We start from the raw sequence: 14,311 nt of genomic DNA on the forward strand, positions 1-14,311 counted from the left end.
GTGCGGCAGCTCCGGACCACGGGTCCATCAGCCCTTGGCGCTGCCGTTCAGGGCGGTGAGTGAGGCGTCTGCCAGACCCAGCTCGCCCGCCTTGTCCAGCAGTTGCTGGAGCTGCCCGGCGTTCGCGCCACCGCTGTTCATGAGCTTTATCAGCAAGGCGGAGACGGTCAGGTTCTGCACGTCGGCCGTGGAGACCGAGCCGAGGATGCCGCTGAGGTCGCCCGTGAAGCTGGAGGTGCCGTCCAGCCAGGGCTTCGCCAGCGCCTGGGCGGTCTCGGAGTGCTGCACGAAGCCGTCCAGGCCCTTGCCGAGCGCGATCGAGGACATCAGCCGGTCGAAGAAGACCGACTCGCCGCCGACGATGTTGATGTCGGCGTTCTCCAGCCCGGTGGCGAGCACCGTGGCCTGCGCTTCGGCGACCTGCCGCTGGACGTCGAGCCCGGCGAGCCGGATGTCCTTCTCGGCCTCCAGCCGCAGCCGGTACTCCTCGTGACCGCGGGACGCCTCGTCGAGCGCGGCCATCGCGGCGGCCTTCTCGGTGAGACCGGCGGCCTCGGCCTTGAGCTTCTCGCCGATGGCCTCCGCCTCGGCGAGCGCCTTCGCCCGGGCGCCCTCCGCCTCGGCCCGCATGCGCGCCTCGGTGGCCTCGGCCTCCGCGCGGCCGGCCTTCTCGATGACCTCGGCCTCCTTGTCGCGGACCTGGACGGCGGCCAGGCCCTCGGCGGCGGCTTCGGCCTGGACGCCCTGGGCGAGGCGGAGCTTGGCCTGTGCGTCGAGATCGGCGCTCTTCAACCGGGCCTCGGCGAGGGTGAGTTCCTCGGCGGCGCGGTGCACGGCGGCCTGCTCCGCGGCCTCGGCGGCCTTGATGTCCTTGACGAGGTTCTCCTGCGCCTCGGCCTCGGCGGCGATGACGACCGTCTGCCGCTGCCGCTCCGCCTCCTCCACGGCGCGCAGCTTCTTGATGGACTCCTCCTGCTCGGCGACCGTACGGTCCACAGCGACCCGCTCGCGGATGACCTCGGCGATCTCCCGCTTCTCCGCCTCGACCTCCTTGGAGGCGGCGATCTTCGTCAGCTCGGTCTCCCGCTCGCGCGCGATGACTTCGAGGAGCCGGTCCTTCTCGATGCGCTCGTTCTCGATGGCGATGACCCGCTCGCGGTTCTTCTGCGCGACGGCGACCTCGCGGGCCTGGTTCTCGCGCTGGACGCCGAGCTGCTCCTCGGTCTTCAGGAACGCGGACTGTGCTCGCAGCCGCTCCTCCTCCACCACCCGCGCCGTCTCGGCCTCTTCACGGGCCCGTACGGTCTCGATCTCCCGCCGCTGCTTGATCTCGGCGTCGGTCTGGCGGCGCTCCAGCTCCAGGATGGCCTCGCGGGCGTCGACGTTCTGCCGGGTGATCTCCTTCTCCTCGGTGCGCTGGGCTTCGTTGGTGCGTACGTGCTCCACGGCCGTCAGTTCGGTGATCTTGCGGATGCCCTGGGCGTCGAGGACGTTGGCCGGGTCGAGCTGGGTGAGCGGCGTCTGCTCCAGGTAGTCGATCGCCGCGTCCTCCAGGTGGTAGCCGTTGAGGTCGACGCCGATGACCTCGATGATCCGGTACCGCAGTTCCTCGCGCTTGGTGTACAGGTCGGTGAAGTCCAGCTGCTTGCCGACGGTCTTCAGCGCCTCGGAGAACTTCGCGTGGAACAGCTCCTGCAGCGTGTCCCGGTCACTGGCCCGCGCCGTACCGACGGCCTGGGCGACCTTGATGACGTCCTCGACCGTCTTGTTGACCTTCACGAAGAACGAGATCCGGATGTCGGCCCGTATGTTGTCCCGGCAGATCAGACCGTCCCGTCCGGCCCGCGTGATCTCGATGACCTTCACCGAGATGTCCATCACCTCGGCCTTGTGCAGCACCGGCAGCACGACCTGCCCGGTGAAGGTCACGTCGACGTTGCGCATCTTGGAGACGATCAGCGCTTTGCCCTGCTCCACCTTGCGGAACAGCTTGGAGAAGACGAGTACGACGACGAGTACGGCGAGCAGGCAGGCGGCGACGAGCGCGCCGATGCCCAGGGTGATGGCATCCATAGGAAATCCTTGAATTCTACGAAGAGAAGAGTTGACGTCTCAGGCGGGGCGAAGCGGCCCGCTTGGCGCGCACAGTGCGTCAGGCAACGGCCTGCGATTCAACCGCGGGCGAGCAGGGGGATCAGCCGTGAGGGTGGCGACGGCTGCCGGGATCGAACGGGACGCTGCTCGCCAAGCCCTGCGGGCGCGGCCCGGGTTCCTCGGGGAACAACCTGGCCAGCGGAACCGCCAAGCTCCGCATCAGCAACCAGGCGACGAGGGTGGACAGTGCGAGCAGCGCGACGCGGGCCGCGGCACCGCCGAGTCCCGTCAAGCCTGCGCGGACCATCAGAAGGGTTCCGGTGAGGCTGACGAGCCAGACGGTCGCGATCACGACGGAGGCGGCGACGGCGAACGGCGTACCCCTGAGGGTCCTGACCAACGTGGGAGCGTCGGCGTCGAAGGTGTGTACGTCGGCCCGGCCCAGCAGGACCAGCAGCCAGAAGCCGAGAGCGACGAGCAGGGCCGAGGTGAAGATGATGGTGGGGAACTCTGCGGCGGCGTCGAAGACCTGCCCCATCTCCTCACCCCCTTCAGCGTCGTCCTGCGGCTCTACTTACCTCGGTTGCCAGAACACGGCACTCGTGTCGCGTCCGTGCTCCGTCGACACCATTTTGAACTCGCCTTGGTCCACGACGCATTGCCGTAATCCGGCAGTCTTGACGTCTCCTTGATGCCGGACTGCGATACCCCGCAATCGATCTGGCGCAGGTGAAGTTGTGCCGACGGAACGAGCTCGCAGTTGCCACTTGCCCCAGTGCGTCATGATCAATTCCGGTCGTGGCGGCTCGAACGCCACCGCAGCCACGGCATCCATATCCGCACCGAGGAAGGAGAACAGGTGCGCCGACTCACGTACGACGGCACGCCCCACAGCAGCCGAGCGGTGACTGGCAGAAGGAGGACCGCACGGTGAGGCGCGGCACCCTGCTTCCGGACCAGACACGGCACCCTGCGCTGTCCGGCCACATGGTGGTCTGCGGCGACGACGCCCTCGCCGAGCGTCTGGCCTCCGAGCTGCGTGAGCTGTACCGCATGCGGGTCACGGTCGTCGTACCGACGCTGTCCGCCACCACCGACTCCGGGAACGCAACCGCGGCACGGGCTCGGGCGGCGGCCCTTCTCGCCCGGATGCAGGCGGTCGTCAACCCCACCGCCAACTCCGATGTCGCGCCAGGCGTCGGCGTCCTGCAAGCACCGGTGCTCGACGAGGATGCCCTTGCCGAGGCCGGTGTCGCACGGGCGGATGCCCTCGCCCTCGTCCATGACGACGACGAGACCAACATCCGTGCCGCCCTCGCCGCCCGCCGTCTGAACCCCCGGCTGCGTCTGGTCATCCGGCTCTACGACCACAAGCTTGGCCAGCATCTGGCCGACCTGCTGGACCAGGCTGCCGCGGTCGCCTCACCGGGACTCGATCCGGCTGCCCTGGACACCTCCACCACGGTCCTGTCGGACGCGGACACCGCGGCGCCCGCCCTCGTGGCCACAGCTGTGGTGGGCACCAGCAAGGTCGTACAGGCGGACGGCCTGCTCCTGCGTGCCGTGGAGCGCACCCCGCCAGGGCGCGGCGAAGTCGCCGACCCCGGCCTGTGCACGCTCGCCCTGCTTTCCTCCACGGCCAACGACCCGGCGGGAGCGGAGGGTTCGGACGCCAGTGGCCAGGACGGGCCGTTGCTGCTGCCGGACGACCGTAGCGTTGCCGCCGCCAACGGCCGGGGCACCATCGTCCTGGAGACCGTCACGCACGCCGGCCCGGCACGTCCGCCCGGTCGTCTCACGGGGCGGGGCCTGCCGATCGGCTCGTTCTTCTCACGCCGCCTGCGCTGGTCCATGGCCGGGCTCCTGCTCAGCGTCGTGGGCCTGGCGGTGGCCTCCTGGCTGACCACGGGCGACCACCCTCTGCACGCCGCCTACCTCACCCTCCTCGACCTCTTCGCCATCGGCGACCCCGCAACCGGCGAGCCCACCGCACGCCAGGTCCTCCAACTCCTGTCCGGTCTGGTCGGCTTGCTCCTGCTGCCCGTCCTGCTCGCCGCCGTGCTGGAAGGGCTCGGCACATTCCGCACCGCGTCCGCGCTGCGCCGCCAGCCGCGCGGCTTGTCCGGCCACGTCGTCCTGCTCGGCCTCGGCAAGGTCGGCACCCGACTCCTGGCCCGGCTCTGCGAGCTCGGCATCCCGGTGGTGTGCGTCGAGGAGGACCCCGAGGCCCGCGGCATCCCGCTGGCCCGCCGTCTGCGTGTGCCCACCGTGATCGGCGACGTCACCCAGGAAGGTGTCCTGGAGGCAGCGAAGATCCACCGAGCCCACTCGCTGCTCGCCGTCACCAGCAGCGACACCACCAACCTCGAAGCCGCTCTGTACGCCCGGTCCGTGGCGCCCCGGCTGCGCGTGTCACTGCGCCTGTACGACGACGCGTTCGCCACCGCCGTCTACCGCACCCTTCGCGCCGCCCACCCCCGGGCCCTCACCCGCAGCCGCAGCGTCTCCACTCTGGCCGCGCCCGCGTTCGCCGGGGCGATGATGGGCCGACGGATCCTCGGGGCCATTCCGGTCGAGCGGAGAGTGCTCGTGTTCGCCGCCGTCGAGGTGGCAGGCCATCCGCAGCTGGAGGGCCGCACAGTCGGCGAGTCTTTCCGCGCCGGTGCGTGGCGTGTCCTGGCCCTCGACTCCGCTGCCCCGGACGAGCGCCTGCCCGACCTCGCGGCAACGCCGTCGGACGAGGGTGCCGAGCACCCGAGCGGCCTCGTTTGGGACCTGCACCCGGGCTACGTGCTGCGCCCGCATGACCGCGTAGTGCTTGCCGCCACCCGCCACGGCCTGGCCGAACTTTTGGGAGCCCGCCCGCGGAACCTGCCGCGTGCCTCGGGAACGTGAGGGCGCCGATGGCTCTGCGCCCCCAAACGCTCCCGTGCGAACGTCCGCCGTGCAGCGCCGATTTGGCGTCATTTGGGATGCTTGCAGTGCCGCGGTACAGGCGTGGACGGCGATCATCGGGGTGAGTTCATCATCCGGGCAACCTCACTTATGCCGACGCCGTGACCAGCAACTTCGGGCTGAAACGGGCCCATTGTGTGAGCCGTCGTATGTGCACAGGACCTCCCTGGTCAACGGGAGGCAGGGGCCATTAGGGTGGCGGTGATTCGATCACGGTTCTGTTGACGTGCAGTCTTTGGTGATGGCGCGTTACTTACGCGGGGGAACGCGATGAGTTCTGACATGGGTGACGTACGTCCTATATCCGCGCCGAACGGGGGGCCGGATCCGCGCACCGCGTACCAACTACCCACGCCGGACACGAGCAGGGACGTGCGGGACATGGACCCCGCTCCCGGCGTCAACCCTGATCCCGGTGGCATCTACACCCGTGACATACGCCCCGTCTCGGCGCCTGCAGGCGGCACTTCGGGCCCCGGCTCGGCGAGTTCGCCCATCGCCGCACCCGACCACCCCGTCGACGTACGCGACTTCGACCCGGTTCCCGGTGCACCTTCCCAGGGGTCGGGGACCGGCGGAATCCAGACCATGTCGAGCGGTGGCAGCGGGGGTGTGCAGACCACTGGGTTCAGCGGGGTCGACGACCCGGCCGCGCTGAACCGCGCCGGTGAGAACTCCAATCAGCTGGCCAGCATGGTGCACTCCAACGGGGACGTCGGCGAGGACGGGGAGATGATGGCGGCTGTGGGGTCTCTCAGCGGGGACCTGTGGGGCGGCGATCTCGGTGTGGCGCTGATGAGCACGTTGGAGAGCTGGGACAAGCAGGCGCGCCGTTTGGCCCGCACCTGCGGTGACATCGGCGACAAATGCATCACGACCGCGCACAACCACGTCCGTACGGAGTCGGCGAACGAGTCCGAGATGAACGCCGTCCACGCCTCGCTGCCCGACTTCGACTGACAGGAACCTGCCATGAGCAGCATTGCCTACGAACAGCTCTACCACCTCGACGTCGCCTCTCTGAAAACCGCCGCCGACCAGTGGAGCGATGTCGCCCGCCGCTACCAGCAATGGGGCCAGGGCTTCGGTGACGGTGTCGTCAAGCCCTTCGACCAGGCCGGCTGGACCAGCATCGACGGGACATCGGTGTTCGCCCGCGCCCAGGTCGCGGCCGCTGAGAAGGAGTTCGGTGACGCGGTCACCGAGGCGAAGGGCATACGCGCCGTCCTGGAGGACGCCTACGAGGAGTTGCGCAAGTACAAGGCCGACCTACACGAGCTGGCCGCCGATGCCAAGGGTAACGGTGTGCAGATCAGCGGCATGGGCGAAGTGAGCCTGATCGACCCGGAAGAGGACGGCAACCAGCGCCGCGGCCCAGGAGGCCTGCTTCCCTCGCAGAACGAGGAGAAGGTCCTGTTCTGGCAGGCCCGGATCGGTATCATCCTCACGGCCGCCGCGAACGCGGACCAGTCCGCCGCCATCGCCCTGAAGCGCAACACCGGCAAGGGCGGCGACGAGGGCTTCAACGACAAGACGGTCAAGTCCATCGACCAGGACGAATCCCAGCGCGCCTCGAAGCTCCTGAAGAAGTACGAGAAGGGCGAAAAGCTCTCCCCCGCCGAACTCAACGAGCTCGACCGGCTGATGAGCCACAACCAGAAGGACCCCGAGTTCAGCCGCATGCTCGTCAGTGACCTCGGCCCCGAGGGCACCCTGCGCCTGGCTCAGGACCTGGAGCACGAACGGGCCGGTGACGGGCCGAACAAGGACAAGTACAACAACATCCAGCACGCCCTCGCCAACAACATCGCCACCGCCAACCAGGACAAGGAGTTCTCCGACCGGTGGCGCGAGGACATGCGTGCGCTCGGCGTCGAGCGAACCGGCGACGACGGCTCCCAGCCCTACGGCTACCAGACACTGTCCACCCTGCTGAAGCACGGTGACACCGCCGACTACCCCCCACGACTCACCACGGGCCTGACCGACGACATCATCGCCGCCGAGAAGAAGCACCCGGACCTGTGGAACGAGTATGACCAGGCACAGGCTGGTGCCGACGTCGACGCCGTTCCCGTCACTGACCCGGTGGACGACATGCTCGGCATCATGAGCGACGACCCCGACACGGCCACCGCGTACCTCGACCCCGGCGACGACGGCGGCAACAAGCGTCTGGAGTACCTGCTCAACAAGCGCGACTGGCCCGACCTGGAAGTCCGGGAGGTCTACCGCGGGCAGGAGCCGACCGGCAACATCGATCACATCGACGCCTCCAACACCCGCGTCGGCCTCGGCAGCATCCTGGAGGCCGCCACGACAGGCGAGGAGGCGGGCCCGCCGCACACGGCTGGGGAGGCGCGCATCATGCGGGACACGGTCACTCTGCTCGATACGCCGCCGGGGCACGAGGAGATCAAACCGAACCTGCGGCAGCCCCTTGCCAATTGCCTAGCCGATTACACGAACGACACCCACGAGATCCTTTCCGGACTGCAGGATACGTACACGGACGATGCGCCCAGGCAAGGCGGCGAGGGGGTGTTCGGCAGTGATGAGAACGCGCACATGACCCCTGACTCCGACAAGCTGATCCGGATGATGCGGGGCATCGCGGAGGACCCCGAGGCCTACGGCACCATGCACAAGGCGGAAACCGCCTACATTGCCAAGCAGTTGGAGGACACCGGCGGCGACACCGCCGACTCGATCCGGGATCCCGCCCGCAAGGGTGGCTCCGCCCTCGGCGCTTATGACGCTGTACGGGAAGACGTGATCTACGACAAGCGGGACAACGCCAACGCTCAGGAAGACTGGAAGGCCAAGACTATTTACCACATCGCCGGCACTCCTGTGACTGCGGTTCCCGGCATCGGCGACGCCGCGCAACGCATGCTCGACGCCTGGACGTACGACATCTCCAATCAGGAGAAGGGCTACAACAACGACGCGGCCGCCGCCGAGGTCGCCGACCGAAGCCTTACCTCGCAGCAGGAGATGCGGGACCTCATGAAGGAGTGGGCTGAAGGAGAAGGCAAGCCCGGAAAGGACCACTGGACCGTCAACGACCTCCAAGCTGACATGCGCAATGACCACACCACCGGCGAGAAGCTGGCCAACGACGCGATCGGCCGATGAGCACCATCACACCCCAGACAGCAACTCGTACGCGACGTACCCGTGTCTTTGCCATGGCGGGAGCCGCACTCGTCCTCATCGGCGGTGGACTGGTTGGCTATGCCCTCGCCACGCGCGACGACGGGGCCGACTGCGACGCCTTGCTGTCCGACAAGGCCCTGCAACGCGCCCTGGGTGACGGGCAGCGAGCCGACATGAGTTGCGGTGATCTCGGCATCGCAATACGGAGCGTGGTAGTGGGCACTACACCGGGGCGGCACACGGTCACGCAGGCTCGCGCCATGCAGGCCGCTCTCGGCGCGGTCAGTGAGGACATCGAGCGACGCCAGGAGCCCGCCGTCGCCCCGGACCTGCGCGTCCCACTCGCGGCAGCTCTGGTGGATTACGCCCAGGACACCCACGAGATACTCAGCGGCGTCAACGACGAGTACAGAGAGCGGGAGGACAGTGCCCCGTGGCAGGACGGCAAGACCGTCCGGATGTCGGCCCACCTCGACGACCTCGTCAACGTATTGCGTGCGGTGTCCCAGGACTCCACTGCGTACGCCGACCTTCGAGCCGCACACGTTCGCCAGTGCGCCACACGCCTCGCCGAGGTCCCTGCCGACGCCACCGGCCCGTTCTACACCGGCCCATCGCGCAGCTGCGCCGCCGGCCTCGGCTACTACGACGGCATCGCGGACGACGTCCCCGAGTCGCAGGCCGAGCAATGGCGCTCGGATGTACTGCGGCGTCTCAAGAACACCGCCGACAGTCCTCCGCCGTGGAAGGTGAACCACGCACGGCACATCGCGGGCAGCTGGCAACAGGCGGTAGTCGAGCGGGTCGACGCGGACCAGGCCCGATTCCTCCAGGACGACAGCGTCCGGATCATCGACATCTGGGCCACGGCACGCGGTGACGGCATCGACTCCAAGAAGGTGAACGACCTACAACAGAAGATCGCGAACGACGCCAACACCAGCTCCGTGGAGACCGAGGAAGCCCTGCGGTGCACCAGACACCCTACGGAGTGCGGGTAGGGGTCTACGCGCGATCGAGGCGGACACATGCCCGCCGAGGGGCGGTCTTCCGTCGTGCCGTGCCGCTCTGCTGTCCTCCGTCCCGTGGGCATGGAAACAACTGTCGGACTGCGGCAAAATGATCTTCCATGTCGTCTCTCCCGCGCCAAGTAGCGCCCCGCAGTGGACACATGATCGTCTGCGGTGATGACGGGCTGGCTTACCGGCTGTCCGACGAACTGCGCGAGGTCTACCGCGAGCACGTCACGCTCGTGGCCCCCGGCCGAAGCGGCGTCGCGGCGGGTAGGTCGTCGGCCGGCCGGGACCGGGCGGCGGCGCTCTTCGGCCGGGTGTCCACGGTGATGACCAGGGTTGCGGGCACCGCACCGGATGCCGCCGATGACGAACAGGTGCTGGAGGCATCGGAGGTCACCGACGAGGTGCTGGCCGCGGCCGGGGTGGCACGGGCTACCGCGCTCGCGCTGGTGTATGAGGACGATGGGGTGAACATCCGCACGGCGCTGATCGCCCGGCGCCTCAACCCACAGGTGCGGCTGGTGATCCGACTGTACAACCGCAAGCTCGGCCAGCAGCTGGAAGAGCTCTTGGACCAGGCCGCCATCGTCGCCTCGCCAGGGCTGGACCCGGTGGCTCTGGACTCCTCCACCACTGTCATGTCCGACGCGGACACCGCCGCCCCGGCACTGGCCGCCACCGCCGTTGCGGGTACCAGCAAGGTCGTTCAGGCGGATGGACTGCTGCTGCGGGCTGTGGAGCGTACTCCGCCTCGCCGCGGTGAGGTCGTCGACCCCGGTCTGTGCACCCTGGCTCTGTTGTCGGCGACTGCCAACGATCCTGCGGGGGCGGAGGGTTCGGACAGAAGCGGCCCCGAGGCACCCCAACTCCTGCCCGATGAGCGCGCGGTGACCGTGGCCACTGGACACGGCACGGTGGTGCTGGAAGCTGTCTCGTACAGTGGGCCGGTACTGCCCGCCGGTCGGCTGGCCGGCCGGGGAGCTCCGCTCTCCCGGTTGTTCTCGCGTCGGCTGCGCTGGTCGCTGGTCGCTGGTCGGCCTGTTCGCCTGCGTCCTCGGCCTCGCTGTCGCCGCCTGGCTGACCACCGACGACGACCTCCTGCACGCTACCTATCTCACCCTGCTCGACCTGTTCGCCATCGACGACCCGGCGATCGGCGAGCCGCTGAGCCGTCAGATCATCCAACTCCTGTCCGGGCTGGCAGGGTTGTTGCTGCTGCCGGTGATGACCGCTGCCGTGCTGGAGGGCCTGGGCACTTTCCGCAGCGCCTCCGCCCTGCGCCGCCCGCCGCGTGGCCTGTCCGGGCATGTCGTCCTGCTCGGCCTCGGCAAGATCGGGACCCGTGTGCTGGCCCGGCTGAAGGAACTCGACATCCCCGTCGTCTGCGTGGAGTTGGACCCCGAGGCGCGCGGTATTCCACTCGCCCGTCGCCTGCGCATTCCCACCGTGATCGGTGACGTCACGGAGGAGGGCGTCCTGGAGTCCGCCAAGATCCACCGTGCGGATGCCTTGCTCGCCCTGACCAGCTCCGACACCACCAACCTTGAAGCCGCCCTGTACGCCCGCTCCGTCAAGCCCGACCTGCGTGTCGCGCTGCGCCTGTACGACGACGACTTCGCCACCGCCGTTTACCGCACCCTGCGCTCCGCCCACCCGCACGCCCTCACCCGCAGCCGCAGCGTCTCCAGCCTCGCAGCCCCCGCCTTCGCCGGCGCGATGATGGGCCGCCAGATCCTCGGAGCAATACCCGTCGAACGCAAGGTGCTCCTCTTCGCCGCCCTCGTCGTCGCAGGGCACCCGCAACTGGATGGCCGAACGGTCGCCGAAGCCTTCCGCCCCGGGGCCTGGCGTGTCCTGGCCCTGGACGCGGCCGCCCCCGCCGACCGCCGTCCCGATCTCGCGGCGGCCCATCCGGCCGACGGCGACGACCGGCCTCCCGGGCTCGTCTGGGAGCTGCACCCCGGGTACGTTCTACGGCCCGAGGACCGGGTAGTGCTGGCCGCCACCCGCCAGGGTCCCGCCGAACTCCTCGGCCGCCACCCCCGACCGGCCGACCCCGCCACACCGTAGACCTGTTTCTGTGGCACTACCCTCGACCGGTCTGGTCAGCCGGCTTTCTTCCCCCATCGCGTGTCGATCCGCTCCCACTCCGCAGCCCACTGCTTCAAACGCCGTCGGCTCAAGTACAGGCGTGTCACCCAGACAGCGCCCAGCGCGATGCCGCTCACAGCGGCTCCGGCCAGCACTCCTCCAGAGATCGCATGGAACCGCGCCTCCCCGGCGGTCAGAGGCTCGGCAGTGAGGCGACCGTCCTCGTCGATCCATATCGTGACCCGGTTCCCGGCCGGACTCAAGGCCGAGACTCTGGCCTCGTCGGTGCGTGTCGAACCGTCCGGCGCGGTCCAGCGGACCATCGCCCACACCCTTGGGTCGCCCACTGCCCTGGTGCGCACCCTGTCCTCCGCGTCCTCGACGAGGACGGCCGAGACCTCGCGGCGCTCCGCCCGCTGCCGGTCGGTGGACTGCCCGATCGCGTCCGCCGCCGTCAGCCCTGTGAGCAGGCCACCTACCAGGGCCAGCAACCACCCAGCGAGCACGACCCAGGCTTCGATGACGTCGCTGCGCCGCCGGAGCGGATTTCGCCGCCACCGCCACAGACGCACCCTGGCACACCGTGCCGCAGCCATCGCGACACCCCCTCGTGAGCACCGGCAGCTCTCTTCCAGTGTGCATCGGGGCGAGGTGCATGACGCCAACCGATCAGGGCTCGCCACCAGCCCGTGCCCGGACGATAGGACCGCAACGGAGCCACGAACCCTTCGGCCCCCGGTGCGGCGCCCCAGGACGGTGCACGGCACCGGGACCATCCCCGGTGCTCCCCGCCACTCATCCTGCCCGTGCGGCCGGAGCGGGCGCACCGCCGTTTCCGGGCAGTGCTCACTGCGGTCCGACTACCGGTTGCTTTCAAGGATCGGGCAACGCCCTGGCTGCAGACCGCGGTGCCAGGCGCCGGGGTCGCCTGGCGGTGGCTGGGACGGACCGACGGTGCTGAGCGCAGCCGTCAACAGCAGGCGTCCAGCAGGCGGCGCCAGGTCCGCCGGAACCAGCCCATGAGATGGGAACACAACGGGCCACCTTGGGAGGGGCACCGTGGTTTCCCGTGTCATCGCCAAGAAGAATCCCCGCCCCGCGCTGCTCTGCAGCGTGGTGCTCCACCGGTAGCCCGGGCGGTGGGCGAGCAGGGAGCACACGAGTTCTTGCCCCATCCCTTGGCGCTGCCACGTGTCGCAGATCCAGATGTCCATGATGCGCCCGGTCCGGCACGTTTGGCAGGCCCTGAAACGAAGTCGCCCGATGACGCGGTTGCATCGGTCGAGCAGGACGAGTTCGGTCGGACCGCCCGAAGCGGAGGTGGCGCTGTAGCTCAGCCGTACCGGTTCATAGTTAGGGCCGCCGATGTTCCAGAACCACCTCATCGTGGGTAGCCCTCCCGCTGTCTCCGCCCGCTGCGCAGGCTTGGCCAGGCTCCGGTGTCATGCTCCCAATGCCTCCCGGCCACGTCTCCCGGCTCCCTCAGCCGCCTGTCCTGAGGGCTGCGCCGTGGCCAGAGGCGGCGTGAAAGTGCTGCGCCAGCGGAGCGGGCAAAGAGGCATGCCATGCCCGTGCGTCGTCTGCGACTTCGGGCCGCACTCGCCTCGGTTGAGGACCAGTCAGCGTCGGCAGGCGTTCACGCACGTACCTCCGCTGGAGCCTCCTTGGACTGTGCGTCGCTGTCCTCGCGTCCGGCCGGGATTCCGGCGAGGTCGTCGACGTGGAACATGCGTGCGATCGGTACGTCGGTGGAGCTGTGAGCGATGATCGAGAAGGCGATGCACACGGCAATGAGCGTGAACGCCTCCTCGCCCTGCGGGATCCCGGCCTGCAGCACCAGCAGCCCGTACACCACCGAGGCGAAGCCCTTCGGGCCGAACCAGGCGGCGACCAGCTTCTCCTGCCGGGTGAAGCGGGTACCGAGCAGCGACAGCAGCAGCGAGGCCGGACGGATGAGCACGATGGCCAGGACGACGGCGACGTAGCCGCCGAAGGACAGGTCACCGAACAGCTGTGGCGTCAGCAGCGCGCCGAACACCAGCAGCGCCGCGAACTTGGCCAGCTCCGCCAGCGCCTCACCGAGCGGCTCGAACGCCTCTTTGGCCTCGATGGAGCGGGCGGTGAGTACGGCACCCGCGGAGAACGCGGCGAGGTAGGGGTTGGCGTGCGTGAGGTGGCAGGTCGCGTAGAGGATCACGCCGATCGCCAGCGGCAGCAGTGGCTGGAGCTTCGGCTCCGCGCCCAGCAGCCGGAACCGTACGAGGCCGGTCACCGCGATCGGCAGCACGACACCGAAGACCAGGCCCAGGACCAGCTCCAGCGCGATCTTCCCCAGGGACGCCTCCGCTTGCCCGGAGGTTGGGCCGGCGGTGGCGATTAGGATGAGGACGACCGGCAGGGCGAGCCCGTCGTTGATGCCGCTCTCCACGTTCAGCAACTGCCGCAGTTTCGCCGGGACTTCCTTGCGCCCGACGATCGCCGAGGCGAACACTGGGTCGGTCGGCGCGAGTACGGCGCCGACCAGGAAGGATGTCGTCCAGTCCAGGCCCACCAGGTAGTGCGTGATCAGTGCCATGCCGACGAAGGCGAGCGGCATGCCGAGCCCGAGCGCGCGTGCCGGGTTGCGCCAGTTGGCGCGCAGCTTGGGGAAGGAGACGTGCATGCCGTCGGTGAAGAGCACCGCGAACAGCGCCAGGTCGGCCGTGACGGACACGATCTCGCTGTCCGGCGTGATGTGAATCAGCCCGAGGAAGCCGTCACTGACCAGTGCCCCGCCGACCAGGAAGAGGAACGAGGTGGACAGGACGGTCCGGGCGGCAAGGCCCGACAGCAGCACCGCGACAAGAAGCGCCACCCCGAAGACCACGATGAGCACCATGACCAGAACCCCCGATCAGCGAAGAGACTTGTCCTCAAATCGCCGACCAGGCTTCCCGGCACACCGGTGGGAACCCTACACGTTCTTTACGCGGCATTGACAGGTTCTTGGCATGCAC

Annotated in this window: 8 protein-coding genes and 1 pseudogene; 5 read left to right on the plus strand and 4 right to left on the minus strand. The window is 68.8% G+C overall.

Annotated features, from left to right (window positions below):
* Nucleotides 1-27: 27 nt before the first annotated feature.
* Complete coding sequence (locus OG331_RS40585) at nt 28-2,073, minus strand: flotillin family protein (RefSeq protein WP_406206280.1); 2,046 nt, start codon at nt 2,071-2,073, stop codon at nt 28-30.
* A 121-nt stretch (nt 2,074-2,194) separates the two neighbouring features.
* Nucleotides 2,195-2,632, minus strand: a complete 438-nt coding sequence (locus tag OG331_RS40590) for a hypothetical protein (protein ID WP_406206283.1) — start codon at nt 2,630-2,632, stop codon at nt 2,195-2,197.
* Between the two features lie 449 nt (nt 2,633-3,081).
* On the opposite strand from OG331_RS40590, the gene OG331_RS40595 reads away from it, so the two are divergent.
* From OG331_RS40595 to OG331_RS40615, 5 genes and pseudogenes are all read left to right on the plus strand, one after another.
* Entirely contained in the window at nt 3,082-4,989 is a 1,908-nt protein-coding gene (locus OG331_RS40595; RefSeq protein WP_406210632.1) for an NAD-binding protein, read from the plus strand.
* Between the two features lie 441 nt (nt 4,990-5,430).
* The gene (locus tag OG331_RS40600; protein WP_406206286.1) at nt 5,431-6,009 is read left to right on the plus strand and encodes a hypothetical protein; all 579 of its coding nucleotides are present in this window, start codon (nt 5,431-5,433) and stop codon (nt 6,007-6,009) included.
* 12 nt (nt 6,010-6,021) lie between these two features.
* Entirely contained in the window at nt 6,022-8,187 is a 2,166-nt protein-coding gene (locus OG331_RS40605; RefSeq protein WP_406206289.1) for a hypothetical protein, read from the plus strand.
* A 53-nt stretch (nt 8,188-8,240) separates the two neighbouring features.
* The gene (locus OG331_RS40610; RefSeq protein WP_406206292.1) at nt 8,241-9,209 is read left to right on the plus strand and encodes a hypothetical protein; all 969 of its coding nucleotides are present in this window, start codon (nt 8,241-8,243) and stop codon (nt 9,207-9,209) included.
* A gap of 170 nt (nt 9,210-9,379) precedes the next feature.
* Nucleotides 9,380-11,294 (plus strand): annotated as a pseudogene (locus tag OG331_RS40615) (potassium channel family protein).
* Between the two features lie 35 nt (nt 11,295-11,329).
* Here the strand turns inward: OG331_RS40615 and OG331_RS40620 are convergent.
* A complete protein-coding gene (locus OG331_RS40620; RefSeq protein ID WP_406206294.1) occupies nt 11,330-11,806 on the minus strand; it encodes a hypothetical protein in 477 nt (158 codons plus the stop codon).
* 1,145 nt (nt 11,807-12,951) lie between these two features.
* Nucleotides 12,952-14,193, minus strand: a complete 1,242-nt coding sequence (locus OG331_RS40625) for a cation:proton antiporter (RefSeq protein ID WP_406206297.1) — start codon at nt 14,191-14,193, stop codon at nt 12,952-12,954.
* Nucleotides 14,194-14,311 lie beyond the last annotated feature (118 nt).

This window comes from Streptomyces sp. NBC_01017 (assembly GCF_045162795.1).
In the GTDB taxonomy this organism is placed as follows: Bacteria; Actinomycetota; Actinomycetes; order Streptomycetales; family Streptomycetaceae; genus Streptomyces; species Streptomyces machairae.

Excerpts from the sequence above, each read along its gene's own strand:
- OG331_RS40585 (WP_406206280.1), bottom strand. The coding sequence starts at position 2,073 with ATGGATGCCATCACCCTGGGCATCGGCGCGCTCGTCGCCGCCTGCCTG.
- OG331_RS40590 (WP_406206283.1), bottom strand. The coding sequence starts at position 2,632 with ATGGGGCAGGTCTTCGACGCCGCCGCAGAGTTCCCCACCATCATCTTC.
- OG331_RS40595 (WP_406210632.1), top strand. The coding sequence starts at position 3,082 with ATGGTGGTCTGCGGCGACGACGCCCTCGCCGAGCGTCTGGCCTCCGAG.
- OG331_RS40600 (WP_406206286.1), top strand. The coding sequence starts at position 5,431 with ATGGACCCCGCTCCCGGCGTCAACCCTGATCCCGGTGGCATCTACACC.
- OG331_RS40605 (WP_406206289.1), top strand. The coding sequence starts at position 6,022 with ATGAGCAGCATTGCCTACGAACAGCTCTACCACCTCGACGTCGCCTCT.
- OG331_RS40610 (WP_406206292.1), top strand. The coding sequence starts at position 8,241 with ATGGCGGGAGCCGCACTCGTCCTCATCGGCGGTGGACTGGTTGGCTAT.
- OG331_RS40625 (WP_406206297.1), bottom strand. The coding sequence starts at position 14,193 with ATGGTGCTCATCGTGGTCTTCGGGGTGGCGCTTCTTGTCGCGGTGCTG.